Below are 15,260 nucleotides of genomic sequence, written 5' to 3'. Positions count from 1 at the left end.
CAGAATGACAGAACATTTACATATTACACCGATTGGCAACGATGGGATGTATATTCTTGATACCGCCAGCTGGCGGGTATTGCGTCCGGTCCTTGACCAGGAAAAATGTATCAGGTGCGGCATCTGCCTTTCCTATTGCCCGGTGAATTCTATTCATAAGGATGAAGAAGGGAAGTATGAGATTCATTACGACTACTGCAAAGGCTGCGGCATCTGCGCAAATGAGTGCATCAAGGATGCCATAGAGATGGTACCGGAAGGAGGAGTTAGATAATGGGAAATGTGAAAGTGCTTACTGGAAATTATTCTGCGGCAGAGGCTGCGGCTTTATGCCGGCTGGATCTCATTGCCGCTTACCCAATCACCCCGCAGTCATCCGTGGTGGAGCATTTGGCGGAACTTGTGCACAATGGGGAGATAGATGCCAGCCTTGTACAGGTTGAATCCGAACATTCGGCAATGAGCGTTGTCCAGGGAGCCGCGGCAGGAGGAGGAAGGGTATTTACCGCAACTTCCGCCCAAGGGCTGGCTCTGATGTACGAGCCTTATTTCAGAATGTCTACCCTGCGTCTTCCTATGGTGATGGCACTGGCTACCAGGGAGATGACGTCCCCTGAGACGGTGTGGAGCGGGCAGCAGGATGCAATGAGCGTCAGAGATGCAGGGTGGATTCAGATGTTCTGCGACAATAACCAGGAAATTGCAGATATGATTATCCAGGGATATATGATTGCAGAACATCCGGAGGTGTTATTGCCTGTGAATATTTGCTACGATGGATTCTATAGTTCCCATCTGACAGAGGGAGTGAATCTTCCAACTCAGGAAGAAGTGAATCGTTTTCTGCCTGCACCGTCTTTTGACCATGCAGTTCTGGATCCTAACAATCCGTTCGCACTGGATCCGCTGACGCCGGGGCCGATTCTGATGAAGTATAGGAAGACCCATCTAGATGCGATGGCGAACGCCTTGGATATCATCGATGAGGTTGACCAGAAGTTTGGAGATGCATTTGGCAGGTATTATGGAGGAACTATCTCCGAGTACAGGATGGAGGATGCGGAGGTCGTCATTATCACGATTGGAGGAATGACCGGCACCGGGATGGACGCGGTAGATCAGGCAAGAGAGGAAGGAATTCGCGCCGGACTTATCAAACTGCGCTTTACAAGGCCATTCCCGGCTAAGCGGATCAAAGAAGCGCTTAAAGGAAAGAAAGCCTTTGCCGTGATTGACAGAAGCGTATGCTTTGGTTGGAGCCAGGGACCTATGCATATGGAAACCAAAGCGGCACTGGCGGATGCCAAGGACGATTATTGCCACTTTAGCGTGATCGGCGGACTGGGCGGAGCAGATATCTCCATTGATATGCTGCTTGGAACGATCCGCAGCCTGGAGGCGTCCAAAGATGATCCTGGAGAAAAAGAGACCCAGTGGTATATGGCAGACTAGTATACAAGGAGGAAGGTACATGAGTTATATTGATGTTTTAAATAAAGCAGAAGATCAGGTGACTCCGGGCATGTCTGCCTGTCAGGGATGTGGAGGAGAACTGGTCTTAAGGACGGTATTAAAAATCGCGGGGGAGAATACGATCGTAGGGATTCCGCCGGGCTGCATGGCGGGAGCCGGAGTGGTAGGATGGAATTATGCCAACGGATTAAAGATTCCGGTGCATATTCCGCTACTTGACAATACCGCGTCTTTTCTCACCGGGCTAAGCCAGATCTATGAAAGAAAGGGAAGGGCGGACGTTAACATCGTAGCAGTGGCAGGAGATGGCGCTACGGCGGACTGTGGATTCCAGAGCCTGTCAGCATCAGCGGAAAGGAATGAGAAGATGCTGTATGTATGCTATGATAATGAGGGATACATGAATACCGGATATCAGAGAAGTTCGACTACTACGAAGGGGTCCAGGACTTCCACCACGCCGATCGGAACGGTTATCAATGGAAAACAGCAGCAGCAGAAGTACCTGCCGCTCATCCTTTCCATGCATGGCCTGACCTACTGTGCGACGGCTTCCGTATCCCACATGGCTGATCTGGTGATGAAGGTGGAGAAAGGCTTGGAAGCCAGCAAAAAAGGATTTGCCTATCTCCATGTATTCTCGCCATGTCCTACGGGCTGGGCATATCCGGCCGACAAGGCCATCGAGGTTGCCAGAAATGCGGTGAAAGCCAATGTATTTCCGCTTTGGGAGATGGAAGATGGAACATATAAGATCAACGTGGCAAATAAAATGCCGATATCAGTAGAAGAGTTCGTGAAAGGGATCGGCAAATTCAAGAATCTTTCCAGAGAAGATGTAGGCAGCATACAGAAGGCTGTCGATGAAAGATATGAATTACTTAAGCGTCTGGCCGCGGTATAGGCAACAGGCTTAAAGGCAGCAGGGTGCCGGAAAGGAGAATGCAATATGAAACTTGGAGTAATCGGAGGAGCAGGGCGTCTGGGAGCAACCACAGCCTTTTGCGTAGGACTTAGAGATTGTGTGGATGAAATCAAATTGATGGATGTAAAGGAGAACTTTGCAGCAGCCAACGTTATGGACATGAGTCAGGCGTTCCTTCCGGTGGGAAGAACGAAGGTATCGCTGGCAAGGGATTATTCGGCTTTCTCGGATTGCGACATTATTCTCAGCGCGGCGGCCAAGCCATTTTCCAAGGATATTAAGGACAGAGCGCAGGAACTGCAGATGAATGTGGAGATTATCAGGCCCATATGCGAGCAGTTGAAGAAATATTGCAAGCCCACTACGGTAGTCATTATTTCAGCCAATCCGGTTGACGTGTTCGTATATATCTACCAGAAGCTTCTGGGCTGGGATAAGAAACAGTTCCTGGGACTGGCAGGCAATGATACCATCCGGCTGAAGTGGGCGGTAGCGATGGCGACCGGGAAAGAATATTCGAATATCGGGGCCGCCTGTATCGGAGAGCATGGAGGAGGCGCGATCCGGCTCTATGAGTCCATGACATATGGAGAAGTTCCCCTGAAACTTACCGAGGAGCAGCAGGCACAGGCAGAAAAGGAGTGTGCGGACTGGTTCGGGCATTGGACGGATCTTGAGACAGGTACGACGACCGGCTATACGTCAGGCGTGACAATGTCCATGATGATCGAGTCCATTGCCAAGGACGGCGATCTCATCATTCCATGCTCTACGCCTCTGTGCGACCAGATGGGATATGACAGCTGTGCCATGGGGCTTCCGGTGAAACTGGGTAAAGGAGGAGTTAAGGAAGTGATCATTCCGGCTCTTACGCCGGAGAGAAAGGAAGAATTAAATAAGGTTGCGGATAAGATAAGCGAGATGATAGCCCAGGCCGGTTATTAAGTATTGACCGGAGAATAAAGAGGGGGTGGACATAATGTCCCTTGTTTTAGCAGTGATTCCCATTTTAATTGTACTGATCGGCATTATTTTTCTTAAGAAGCCGGCCTGGATTGTAGCGCTGATAGGCGCCGGAATCACATTCATTCTTGCGGTTACTGCTTTTTCAGGCAAGATCCCGGCGATGGCCGCCACCGCGAAAAGCGGGGTCATATCAGCCTTGCAGGTTGCATTCCTGGTATGGGGAGCATTCGCGCTGCTGGAACTGATGCAGGTCAGCACAGGCATGAACCGGATCAAGACGACAGTCAGTTCTTTGACCAAGGACAGGCGCGTGCAGATCGTCCTGATAGCTTTCTGCCTGGGGGTCTTTATTGAAGGTGCCACAGGAAACGGGGCACCAGCAGCCATACTGGCGCCATTTCTCCTGGGGCTGGGATTTGAGCCGCTTGTGGCAGCGGCGGCCTGCCTGATCAGCAATGGGGTGCCGCCTTGCTTTGGAGGAGCCGGAGTTCCCACGATTGCAGGCATGAGCGCGATAACAGACCAGATATCCCTGGCGTCTATCGTTGCCATGACAGGCAGATTCCTGGCAGTAGGCTGTCTGCTGGTTCCGGTGGTGCTGCTGGTGGTTCTATATGGAAGAAAAAGCCTGAAAGGCATGTGGGGATATCTGGCGTCCGTAAGCATATGCATGGGAGCTTCCATGCTGCTGGTGACGAATTTTATCGGAGCGGAACTTGCGGATCTGATTACCGGCGTAGTCGGGGTGGCCGCATCCGTGGCCTATTTAAAACTGGTAGGAGTCAAGGAGAATGAAGCCTATGTGAATGAGTCTGACGCAACGTTTGAGACCAGCCTGACAAACTTCAAGGCTTTCCTGCCTTACATACTATTATTGATCCTCTTGCCGGCGGTAAGATTCAGCTTTCCTCTGTCAGCCTTGACAAAATATGGCTATGCCACATGGATTGGAGCGGTAATTCATCTGGTAGTCCTGATTAGCTCATGCGCGATGGGGTGCGGCAGCAAATTCATCTTATGTGAGAAAAATGCGATTCTCAAGCTGATCAAGCCGATTATTACGCTATGTGCGCTGTATGCATTGGCTAACCTGATGAACAGTTCAGGAATGATATCCAGAATTGCCAGGTTTCTGGCAGACGTGGCAGGTGGCTTTTATCCGGCAGTATCTGTTATAATAGGAGCAATCGGAGCATTTATCACAGGCTCCTGCCTGGGCTCCAACAAACTATTCTGCATGCTGCACCTGGAGGCGGCATCCACGCTTGGCATCAACCAGTTTGTAGCGGTGACAGCCAGCAGCGCCGGAGGGTCTCTTGGCAATATGATATGTCCGAATAATATCATTGCGGTCAACGCCACATTGGAACTAAAAAATGCAGAAGGGGCGGTATTTAAGCGGACCATCAAGGCATTTCTGATTATGACGGCTGTCTACTGCGTGCTGGCTATGGTCTATGCATACATACTTTTCCCGGAATTCGGATTGTAACTGTAAACGATATAGTTTAGGAGGTAGAAAATATGGAAGATTTTTATCCTGTAGTAAAAGTAGCAGCCGTTCAGGCTGCACCAGAGTATCTGGACAGGGATGCGACGGTCGAGAAGGCCTGTTCGCTGATTGATAAGGCGGGGAGCGAAGGCGCGAAGCTGGTTGCATTTCCGGAAGCATTTATTCCCGGCTATCCTTGGTGGATCTGGTTTGATGAGCCGGCGGCAGGCATTCCGTTCTTTATTAAGCTGTATAAGAACGCCGTGACCGTTCCAGGGCCGGCAGTTCAAAGCCTATCGGAAGCGGCGAAGAGAAATGGCGTCTATGTCTGCATTTCCGTAACAGAGAAAGATGGAGCCTCCCTTTATCTGACCCAGCTATGGTTCAATCCTAACGGGGACTTGATCGGCAAGCACCGCAAGTTAAAGCCGTCCGGAGCAGAACGTTATATCTGGGGCGAGGGTGATGCCAGCATGATGCCGGTATTCGACACGGAGATTGGACGTCTGGGAGGTCTGGAGTGCTGGGAGCATATGGTTCCGGCCAATATGATGGCAATGATGAAGAAGAATGAGCAGATTCATGTACAGGCGTGGCCGTCCTGCTTCCCGCAGGAAGAGCACCTGTTCTCGAATTATCCGCTGGAGACGGGCGCAAAGGCCTATTCCATCATCAATCAGGTTTATTCAGTCGTGGCATCCCAGATCTACACGGAACAGATGCGGGATATGCTGTGCACTACGGAAAAACAGCGGGAGATCATGCATCCGGGATATGGGATGACTATGATCGTAGATCCGGCAGGCCATGTGATGTCCTCCGTCCCCAGGGATGAGGAAGGCATCTGCTATGCGGAGGTTGATCTGACCCTTCTGATCGGCGGAAAGTTCCTGACAGATCCGGCAGGCCATTACTCCAATCAAAGCCTGCGGCTGGTTATAGATGAGAATCCACGCCAGCCAGTGACCATAGTGGGAAAGGCGGACGATCAGTCGATCTGCTATGAGGAACTTAAGCGGTTGGCAGAATAGTACAGATATGCTAGAATGTGGTTAAGGCACGTAAGCGGTCATGCTTACGTGCCTTTTGCTATTAAAAGATGAACAGGGCTTTAAGAGATAGTTACTTTAAGGAAACTATCCCACCTGAAAGTGCGTACTTTCCCTTGCCTGCAGGGCAGGATATACTGGGTTTATAAGCCAAAGGAGGAATGATTTATGGAATTGAAAGATTGTCTTCAGATACTCAGAGATATAAAGGATGTGGCATTCGCAACGGTTGATGATAGAGGGATGCCTCAGGTGCGTATCATCGATGTTATGCTGGTGGAGGATGAGAAACTCTATTTTTGCACGGCAAGGGGCAAGGAATTCTATCATCAATTGATGGTTTCTGGATATACTGCTATTACAGGAATGAATCAGGAATACCAGATGGTCCGGCTAAACGGGAGAGCTAGAAGGCTGGAGGATCAGAAGAAATGGATCGACCGCATTTTTGAGGAGAATCCATCCATGCGAGCCGTATACCCGGAGGACAGCCGGTATGTGCTGGAAGCATTCTGCATAGCCAGCGGCCAGGTGGAATTCTTTGACCTGGGGAGAACGCCGATTTACCGTGAGACCTTCGCCATGGAAGACACAAAGGAGGAACAGAAGGGATATCGGATAACAGAAGCCTGCACAGGCTGCGGGGCATGCCTGCAGGCTTGCCCGCAGAAATGCATTGAGGAAGGGATGCCCTATAAGATTCGCCAGGAGCACTGCCTCCACTGCGGCCTGTGTTACGAAGAATGCCCGACTGGGGCTATCATCAAGATGGGAGGAACAGAATGTTAAGAGATATGTGCGCCTTGTTTTTGGAGCGAAAGGAATTCTTTTTAAAACTGCTCTGGGAGCATCTTGAAATCTCGATGATTTCTATATTGATCGCGATCGTTTTGGGTGGACTGGTAGGAATCCTGATCAGCGAATACCAGCAGTCGGCAAAGCCTGCTATGGGGGTCATTAACTTCCTGTACACGATTCCGTCCATATCCATGCTGGGCTTCTTGATACCGTTCTCAGGGGTAGGCAATATGACGGCTGTCATCGCGCTTACCATATACGCGCTGCTGCCTATGGTGCGCAATACGCATACGGGAATCACCAACGTGGACGCGGCGATACTGGAGGCCGCAAAGGGGATGGGTAGCACGAGAATGCAGATCCTGTTTAAGATCAAGCTGCCTCTTGCCATGCCGGTTATCATGTCCGGAATCCGTAATATGGTAACGATGACGATCGCGCTCGCCGGCATCGCTTCTTTTATAGGAGCGGGAGGACTTGGCGTGGCCATCTATAGAGGGATTACCACCAACAATGTGGAAATGACGATGGTGGGAAGTCTTCTGATTGCCCTGCTGGCCCTGCTTATGGATTTCATACTTGGATTTATTGAGAAGCGGATGAAGAAAAGAACGGCAAAAGCCAAAAGAACGAATCATATTCTTGCGGCTATTGCCCTATTGGCCTGCCTGGGAATCATTGTCGGGTCGGTATTTGCCGGCAGGGAGAAAGACACGCTTAAGATAGCCACGAAGCCAATGACAGAACAGTACATCCTGGGCGAGATGCTGGATATAATGATTGAGCAGGACACGAATATGAAGGTAGAGGTTACGCAAGGCGTTGGAGGCGGCACGTCCAATATCCAGCCGGGGATGGAAAAAGGAGAGTTCGATCTGTATCCGGAATATACAGGGACCGGATGGAATATGGTGCTGAAAAAAGACGGACTGTATAACGAGGATCTGTTTAAAGACATGCAGAAAGAATATAAAGAGAAACTGGATATGCAGTGGGATGGCATGTATGGATTCAACAATACCTACGGGCTGGCTGTCCGGCGGGAAGTTGCAGAGCAATATGATCTTAAGACCTATTCGGACTTAAAAGACGTAGCCAGTCAGCTGGTATTTGGGGCCGAATATGATTTCTTCGAGCGGGAAGACGGCTATGATGCCCTGTGCAAGGCCTACGGGCTGGAGTTTAAATCTACCATGGATATGGATATCGGGCTCAAATATCAAGCGCTGAACCAGGGGAAGATCGATGTCATGGTCATATTTACTACGGATGGGCAGCTGAGCGTGTCGGATGCCGTCGTGCTGGAAGACGACCAGCATTTCTATCCTTCCTATCTGTGCGGCAATGTAGTTCGAAGCGAGGTACTTAAAAAGCATCCGGAATTGAAAGATGTGCTGAAGAAACTGTCTGGAACCATCTCAGACCAGGATATGGCGCAGATGAATTACGCAGTGGAGTCTGAAGGAAAAGAGCCAAGAGCAGTAGCAGAGAAATTCTTGCAGGATGCAGGCCTTTTGAAGTGAGGAGAGATGCAGATGAATAAGGCGATTGAGTTTAAAAATATAAAAAAGGCGTATGGCAGCCAGGTGATTCTGGAGAATTTTGATTTTTCCGTGGAGAAGGGCGAATTCGTAACGATTATCGGCTCTTCCGGCTCGGGGAAGACGACGGTGCTTAAGATGGCCAATGGCCTCGTGAAAGCGGATGCCGGGGATATTTTTATCAATGGAGAGAATATCCGGGATAAGGATATGATAGAACTGCGGAGGAATATCGGATATGCGATACAAGGAAGCGTACTGTTCCCGCATATGACCGTGGAGCAGAATATATCCTATGTGCCGAATCTTCTGAATAAGAAGGATAAAAAGCGTACCAGAGAAGCACTGGGCAAATGGATGGAAATCGTTGGCCTGGAAGAAGAACTTAAGGAGCGGTATCCGGCGGAATTATCTGGAGGCCAGCAGCAAAGAGTTGGAATTGCAAGGGCCCTGGCTGCTTCCCCCGATATTCTTCTCATGGATGAGCCTTTTGGGGCAGTGGACGAGATTACCCGGGGCCAGCTTCAGAATGAATTGCAGAGAATCTATGCACAGACTCACATTACAATACTCTTTGTGACGCATGATATATCGGAGGCGCTGAAGCTTGGCACAAAAGTGCTGGTTATGGATCAGGGAAAGATCCATCAGTATGACGTGCCGGAACAGATTCTGAGGTCTCCTGCTACTGAGTTTGTAAAGCAGTTGGTAGAGCGGAAATGCAGAACTTGTATAAGAGTGTAAACTTATCTGTCTTGTCATATGTAAAGAACGGTGGTATAATAGTGAGAACTCAAGTTAAGGAGAAAAATGCTATGGATATCACGGAAAAGATTAAAAAGTTAAAAGAGGAAAAGAACGCGGTCATTCTGGCCCACTATTATGTCAGGCCCGAGGTGCAAGAGATTGCTGACTACATTGGGGACTCCTTCTATCTGAGCAAGGTGGCCGTAGGCCTAAAAGAACAGACCATTGTATTTGCCGGCGTGTCGTTCATGGGCGAGAGCGCCAAGATCCTGAATCCAGGAAAGACGGTCCTTATGCCGGATGCCTCGGCGGATTGTGCCATGGCGCATATGGCAGATGCCCAGATCATAAGCAAAATGCGGGATACATACGAGGATCTGGCAGTGGTGTGCTACATTAATTCAACGGCGGAACTGAAGCGGCATTCCGACGTATGCGTGACCTCTGCCAATGCGGTGAAGATCGTCAAAGCGCTGCCCAATAAGAATATTTTCTTTATCCCTGACAGGAATCTGGCACATCATGTGGCGGAACAAGTGCCGGAGAAGAATTTCGTCTATAATGAAGGATACTGTCCGGTACATGAGAAGATGCAGATCGCGGAGATAAAGGAAGCCAAGAGGCAGCACCCGGAGGCATTGATCTTGACACACCCTGAATGCCCGGAAGAGATCCGAAAGATATCGGATTATGTAGGAAGCACCTCCGGCATTATCGCATATGCAGGAAAGAGTGAAAATAAAGAATTTATCATCTGCACGGAAAATGGGGTACGCTATGAACTGGAAAAGCAGAACCCGGAAAAAAGGTTCTATTTTACGAAGACGGAGCCAGTCTGCGAAGATATGAAGACAATCACGCTGGAGAAGATCCTTCAGGTTCTGGAGAATGGGGACAATGAGATCCATGTAGACGACGAACTACGCAAGAACTCTAAAAAGCCGCTGGAAAGAATGCTGGAGCTGGCGAAATAGATGGCAGGTTATGAAGAAGATGGTTCATCCAGGGAGGATTGGAAAATGGAGTTAAATACAGATGTAGTTATCATCGGCAGCGGCGTGGGCGGGCTGTTTAGCGCTTTAAGCCTGCCGGCGGATAAGAAAATCGTGATGATAACGAAGTCGGACCTTGAAAGCAGCGATTCATTTCTGGCACAGGGAGGAATCTGCGTGATGCGGGGCTTGGATGACTATGACAGTTATTTTGAGGATACGCTGAAGGCAGGGCATTATGAGAACCGCAAAGAAGCGGTGGATATTATGATACGCGGTTCCCAGGAAATTATTAAGGACCTGGTGGGATATGGCGTGGAATTCGAAAAAGAGGACGGAGAATTCGCTTACACCAGAGAAGGCGCCCACTCAAGGCCACGCATACTGTTTCATGAAGATATCACAGGCAAGGAGATTACAGGCAAACTGCTTGCGCAAGTGAAAAAGTTAAATAACGTTACAATCTACGAGTATACGACGATGACGGACATCATAGAAGAGAATGGGCGATGCAGCGGCATTGTAGCAGAGAATTCTAAAGGAAGAGTGATCATCCATGCGGCGGATACGATACTGGCAAGCGGAGGGATTGGCGGAAGATACAAGCATTCTACGAACTTTCCGCATTTGACAGGGGATGCGCTTGAAATCGCAGGAAAGCATGGAATACGGATGGAACATCTGGACTATGTCCAGATCCACCCCACTACCTTGTATTCTACCAAGCCAGGGAGGCGATTCCTGATATCCGAGTCTGTAAGAGGAGAAGGGGCCGTTTTATATAATAAAGATAAAGAACGCTTCGTCAATGAACTGCTCCCAAGGGACGTGGTTACTGAAGCAATCCACAGACAGATGGAAAAGGATGGTACCGATTATGTATGGCTGTCTATGGAGCACATTCCCAGAGAGCAGATATTGAAGCATTTCCCGAATATATACCAGCACTGTCTGGAAGAAGGCTACGATGTGACAAAAGAATGCATACCGGTAGTTCCGGCCCAGCACTACTTCATGGGGGGCATCTGGGTAGATCTGGACAGCCAAACCAGCATGGAGAATCTGTATGCGGTGGGAGAGACCAGCTGCAACGGAGTGCACGGCGCCAACCGCCTGGCAAGCAATTCTCTCTTAGAGAGCATGGTATTTGCCAAGCGGGCAGCCAGAAAGATCGGACATGCTATGGAGAAGGAAGAAGCGGCGCAAGAGACGGCGTAAGAAGGAAGAAAAGGAGATTGGAAGACATATGAACAGTATCACGATGACCCTGCAGGTAGACCATCTGATCAGGGAGGCGCTAAGAGAAGACATTTCAAGCGAGGACGTTACGACGAATGCCGTAATGAAGGAAGCGGCAGAAGGAGAAGTAGATCTGATCTGCAAGCAGGATGGTATCATTGCAGGCCTGGAGGTATTTGGCAGGGTGTTTGAACTTCTGGATGCAAAGGTCAGGGTAGAACTTTACTGCAAGGATGGAGATGAAGTAAAGAAAGGCCAGCTTATGGGAAAGGTGAAGGGGGACATCCGTGTCCTGCTGTCCGGCGAACGGGTTGCACTTAACTATCTGCAGAGGATGAGCGGCATCGCCACCTATACCCATTCCGTGGCAGCGCTGCTGGAAGGCAGCGGGACGAAACTTCTGGATACCAGGAAGACGACTCCTAATATGAGGATCTTCGAAAAATATGCAGTCCGCGTAGGCGGCGGGTATAACCACCGCTACAACCTGTCAGACGGCGTCTTGCTCAAGGACAACCATATCGGAGCAGCAGGCGGCGTAGGAAAGGCAGTACGGATGGCAAAGGAGTATGCGCCTTTTGTGAGGAAGATAGAGGTGGAAGTAGAGAATCTTAATATGGTCAAGGAAGCGGTGGAAGCCGGCGCGGACATAATCATGCTGGATAATATGTCCCAGGAAGAGATGGAAGAGGCAATCCGCATCATAGACGGGTGCGCCGAGACGGAATGCTCAGGCAATGTGACGAAAGAGAATATCAGCCGCCTGACATCCCTGGGGGTTGATTATATTTCCAGCGGCGCATTGACCCATTCTGCTCCAATATTGGATATTTCTCTTAAGAACCTTCATGTAGTATAATAAGACGGAAATATTTCAGGAGGTGACAGAACGAATGACGGGTTCTGATAGAAGGGCGGATATTATCCAACAGATAAAGGAAAGCAGGACTCCGGTATCGGGAACGAAGCTGGCATTAAGATATGAGGTGAGCCGCCAGGTCATCGTACAGGATATCGCGCTGATCCGGGCTTCCGGCTATGATATTATATCTACTAACCGGGGGTATATTCTGAATGCCCCAAAGTCGGTGAGCCGGGATTTCAAGGTTCAGCATACGGATGAGCAGCTGGAGGAAGAACTGTGCGCCATCGTCGATCTGGGCGGATGCGTGGAGAATGTCATGATCAACCACCGGGTCTATGGCCATATGGAGGCAGTGCTTGGCGTGAATTCCAGAAGGAAGGTGGCAGAGTTCATGGAAGATATCCGCAGCGGCAAGTCAAGCCCTCTTAAGAATATTACTTCGAATTACCATTACCACCGTGTGAGCGCCGATAGCGTGGAGACGCTGGATATGATAGAAGAAGACTTGAGACAGCGGGGCTTTTTGGTTCCTAGTGACAAATAATATGACAGACTGTATATAGAAATTCCCTGAAGGCAAAATACATGTTACGCTGCCTTCAGGGGATTTTTTTAGAAAGAAAATTATGAAGAATTGTTAAAGATATGCCGCTTCTTGCTTAAAGTCTGCTATAATATCCTGTAGGCAGGCAAGAAGGAGAGAGAAGATATGGTTGACAAGAGAAGGAAGAAGCAGCAGTTCCTGCCCCTATACGCGGTTTTTCCGCTGCTATCCTGCGTGGCGGTGAACAGCCTGGTTTATTTCGGAACAGAAGCCTTGACAGGAAACTGGAAGCACTATGACCTGACGCTTCCAATAGATAGGGCAATTCCGCTGGTGCCAGGGTTTACTGTCATTTATCTGGGCTGTTATATATTCTGGATTATAAATTATATATTGATCGCAAGGCAGGGAGAAGAACACTGCTTCCGGTTCGTGACGGCAGATATGCTATCGCGGATTGTCAGCGGCATCATATTCATCCTGCTGCCGACTACGAATGTGCGTCCGGTATTGGCGGGAGACGATATTTTTGTGAAGCTTCTTGGAATGATATACAGTATCGATGAGCCGACAAGACTATTTCCGTCCATCCATTGCCTGGTGAGCTGGTTCTGCTATATCGGAATCCGGGGACGGGCGAATATCCCTAAGGCCTACCGGGGCTTTTCCTGTATATTTGCGCTGCTGGTCTGCGTCTCTACGCAGCTGACGAAGCAGCATTATATCATAGATGCGTTTGGAGGAATTGCGATAGCCGAACTGACTTACTGGCTGGCATTCCATACGCAGGCCTACCGCGGCCCAAAGCGGGTATTCGACTGGCTGTACAGGGGAATCTTTGACAGGCAGGGAAAAATAAGCAGGAAAGAAGGGGAAGCGTGACAAGCAAAAAGAAAAAGATTGCCAATACCGCATTCCTTCTGCTGGTATTCGCGCTGACGCTATACAGCGTGTTCAAAGGCGAAGATTTTAGAGCGGTCATGCGGGCAATCCTTAAGGTGAACCCCTGGTACATCCTGCCAGGAGGCCTGGGAGTCATCATCTTCATATGGGGGGAATCCATAATTATCTGGTATATGTTTCGCACGCTGAAGATCCATGAGAAGAAATGGACCTGTTTTTTATACTCCTGCGTGGGGTTCTTCTTCAGCGCCATCACGCCATCGGCAAGCGGCGGCCAGCCAATGCAGATCTATTATATGCGAAAGAATAAAATTCCCATTCCAGTATCGACATTGGTTCTGATGATTGTTACAATAACATATAAGTCAGTACTGGTAGTGATCGGTCTTTTTGTGGCGTTCTTTCAGAGAGGATTTGTTCACCGTTACTTGGAGGGGATTCTTCCGGTATTCTATCTTGGGGTAGCCCTGAACGTAGGATGCTGCATTGCCATGTCCGTTCTGGCGTTTCATCCGGCCCTGGCAAAATGGATCATGATGAAATGCCTGAAACTGCTGGAGCGATTAAGAATTCTAAAGCACAAGCCGGAACGGACGCGCAGGCTGTCCGCATCCATGGATCAGTATAATGCAACGGCGGTGTATCTTAGAACGCATGGAAAGGTTATTATAAATGTACTGGCGATTACATTTCTACAGCGGTTTGCCCTGTTTTTTGTTACTTGGTTCGTATATAAGGCTTTCGGCCTCCATGGCGCCCATATGTACGACGTGGTAATGCTGCAGGCAGTAGTATCCGTATCGGTAGATATGCTCCCGCTTCCGGGAGGGATGGGAATCAGCGAGAACCTGTTCCTGATTATTTTCAAGGGAGTATTTACAGCGGGGCTGCTGCTGCCGGGAATGGTACTCAGCAGAGGAATCGCATACTATATTCAGCTGCTGCTCTGCGCAGGCCTGACATTATTCGCCCATTTAAGGATTGGCCGGGATCCGGCTGTGGAATAAGAGAAAAGAATGAAGAAAAGAGAGAAGAAGAATGATAGGATATTATAATTACACGGTAGTATTAACGTATATAAGCCTTGCCTCTTCCGTATTCGGAATGACGCAGGCAATTCACGGCAGGTTCAAGACGGCAATCCTGTGCCTTGCGATCTCGGGACTGTGCGACATGTTTGACGGGAAGATCGCACGTACTAAGAAAGACAGGACCGAGGATGAGAAGGCCTTTGGAATTCAGATCGACTCGCTGTGCGATGTAGTCTGCTTCGGCGCGTTCCCGGCGCTGATCTGCTATCTGCTGGGAGTGCGCGGACCGATTGGAATTGCGGCGATCATCCTGTACTGCGTTAATTCCGTAGTAAGGCTGGCATATTTTAACGTGATGGAAGCCAAGAATGCGCTGGTGACGGAGACTGGGGAGAAATACTACCGCGGGCTGCCGATTACATCCATGGCGATCGTGCTTCCGCTGGTATTTATGGTACAGTTCTTCGTGCCAGATTACATATTCCGGCTTTGCCTGTTTTTGGCGCTGATTATCGTAGGCATCCTGTTTGTAGTAGATTTCAAGCTGAAGAAGCCCAATAATGCCACCTTGGCAGTCTTGGTAGCAGTGGTTGGCGTTGCCGTGCTGATCATGCTGATTTTTACCAATTACCGGATCAGTTTTCACGCAGGATGGCCCTGGTTCACAAGATGGGTGCACTAGGCTTGCATTACAG

General features: G+C 49.4%; 16 protein-coding genes. All 16 read left to right on the top strand.

Going from position 1 to position 15,260, the window contains the following annotated elements; all coding sequences use genetic code 11:
* Positions 1 to 4 precede the first annotated feature (4 nt).
* Positions 5 to 274, top strand: a complete 270-nt coding sequence (locus K0036_RS13910) for a 4Fe-4S binding protein (protein WP_025642772.1) — start codon at positions 5 to 7, stop codon at positions 272 to 274.
* Positions 274 to 1,452: a transketolase C-terminal domain-containing protein gene (locus K0036_RS13905; RefSeq protein WP_220430000.1), complete on the top strand. Its 1,179-nt coding sequence runs from the start codon at positions 274 to 276 to the stop codon at positions 1,450 to 1,452. Before K0036_RS13910 ends, K0036_RS13905 begins: the two co-directional genes overlap by 1 nt.
* A gap of 19 nt (positions 1,453 to 1,471) precedes the next feature.
* Positions 1,472 to 2,377 (top strand): thiamine pyrophosphate-dependent enzyme, encoded by a 906-nt coding sequence (locus tag K0036_RS13900; RefSeq protein WP_025642776.1) that lies wholly within the window; start codon positions 1,472 to 1,474, stop codon positions 2,375 to 2,377.
* A gap of 45 nt (positions 2,378 to 2,422) precedes the next feature.
* Positions 2,423 to 3,343: a malate dehydrogenase gene (locus tag K0036_RS13895; RefSeq protein ID WP_220429999.1), complete on the top strand. Its 921-nt coding sequence runs from the start codon at positions 2,423 to 2,425 to the stop codon at positions 3,341 to 3,343.
* A gap of 34 nt (positions 3,344 to 3,377) precedes the next feature.
* On the top strand, positions 3,378 to 4,856 hold the full coding sequence (locus K0036_RS13890; RefSeq protein WP_220429998.1) for an L-lactate permease: 1,479 nt from the start codon (positions 3,378 to 3,380) through the stop codon (positions 4,854 to 4,856).
* A 32-nt stretch (positions 4,857 to 4,888) separates the two neighbouring features.
* Positions 4,889 to 5,887, top strand: a complete 999-nt coding sequence (locus K0036_RS13885; RefSeq protein ID WP_220429997.1) for a carbon-nitrogen hydrolase family protein — start codon at positions 4,889 to 4,891, stop codon at positions 5,885 to 5,887.
* Between the two features lie 186 nt (positions 5,888 to 6,073).
* Positions 6,074 to 6,694 carry a 4Fe-4S binding protein gene (locus tag K0036_RS13880; protein ID WP_220429996.1) on the top strand — a complete coding sequence of 207 codons (621 nt, stop codon included), beginning with the start codon at positions 6,074 to 6,076 and terminating at the stop codon, positions 6,692 to 6,694.
* The gene (locus K0036_RS13875; protein ID WP_220429995.1) at positions 6,688 to 8,226 is read left to right on the top strand and encodes a glycine betaine ABC transporter substrate-binding protein; all 1,539 of its coding nucleotides are present in this window, start codon (positions 6,688 to 6,690) and stop codon (positions 8,224 to 8,226) included. The genes K0036_RS13880 and K0036_RS13875 overlap by 7 nt, the downstream gene beginning before the upstream one ends.
* 12 nt (positions 8,227 to 8,238) lie before the next feature.
* Positions 8,239 to 8,988 carry an ABC transporter ATP-binding protein gene (locus K0036_RS13870; RefSeq protein WP_025642787.1) on the top strand — a complete coding sequence of 250 codons (750 nt, stop codon included), beginning with the start codon at positions 8,239 to 8,241 and terminating at the stop codon, positions 8,986 to 8,988.
* Between the two features lie 71 nt (positions 8,989 to 9,059).
* The gene (nadA, locus tag K0036_RS13865; protein WP_220429994.1) at positions 9,060 to 9,965 is read left to right on the top strand and encodes a quinolinate synthase NadA; all 906 of its coding nucleotides are present in this window, start codon (positions 9,060 to 9,062) and stop codon (positions 9,963 to 9,965) included.
* Between the two features lie 45 nt (positions 9,966 to 10,010).
* Positions 10,011 to 11,201 (top strand): L-aspartate oxidase, encoded by a 1,191-nt coding sequence (locus tag K0036_RS13860; protein ID WP_220429993.1) that lies wholly within the window; start codon positions 10,011 to 10,013, stop codon positions 11,199 to 11,201.
* A 28-nt stretch (positions 11,202 to 11,229) separates the two neighbouring features.
* Complete coding sequence (gene nadC / locus K0036_RS13855) at positions 11,230 to 12,081, top strand: carboxylating nicotinate-nucleotide diphosphorylase (RefSeq protein ID WP_220429992.1); 852 nt, start codon at positions 11,230 to 11,232, stop codon at positions 12,079 to 12,081.
* Positions 12,082 to 12,115: 34 nt separating this feature from the next.
* A complete protein-coding gene (locus tag K0036_RS13850; protein ID WP_025642795.1) occupies positions 12,116 to 12,631 on the top strand; it encodes a transcription repressor NadR in 516 nt (171 codons plus the stop codon).
* A gap of 165 nt (positions 12,632 to 12,796) precedes the next feature.
* Positions 12,797 to 13,513 (top strand): phosphatase PAP2 family protein, encoded by a 717-nt coding sequence (locus tag K0036_RS13845; protein WP_025642796.1) that lies wholly within the window; start codon positions 12,797 to 12,799, stop codon positions 13,511 to 13,513.
* Positions 13,510 to 14,541: a lysylphosphatidylglycerol synthase transmembrane domain-containing protein gene (locus tag K0036_RS13840; RefSeq protein ID WP_173693921.1), complete on the top strand. Its 1,032-nt coding sequence runs from the start codon at positions 13,510 to 13,512 to the stop codon at positions 14,539 to 14,541. The genes K0036_RS13845 and K0036_RS13840 overlap by 4 nt, the downstream gene beginning before the upstream one ends.
* 31 nt (positions 14,542 to 14,572) lie before the next feature.
* Positions 14,573 to 15,247, top strand: coding sequence for a CDP-alcohol phosphatidyltransferase family protein (locus K0036_RS13835; RefSeq protein WP_025642798.1), 675 nt, complete (start codon positions 14,573 to 14,575; stop codon positions 15,245 to 15,247).
* Positions 15,248 to 15,260: the final 13 nt, after the last annotated feature.

Origin of the sequence: [Clostridium] scindens (assembly GCF_019597925.1) — a bacterium.
Taxonomy (GTDB): domain Bacteria; phylum Bacillota; class Clostridia; order Lachnospirales; family Lachnospiraceae; genus Clostridium_AP.
Note: the sequence above shows the minus strand (reverse complement) of the source record. Positions and strands in the feature narration are given on the sequence as shown.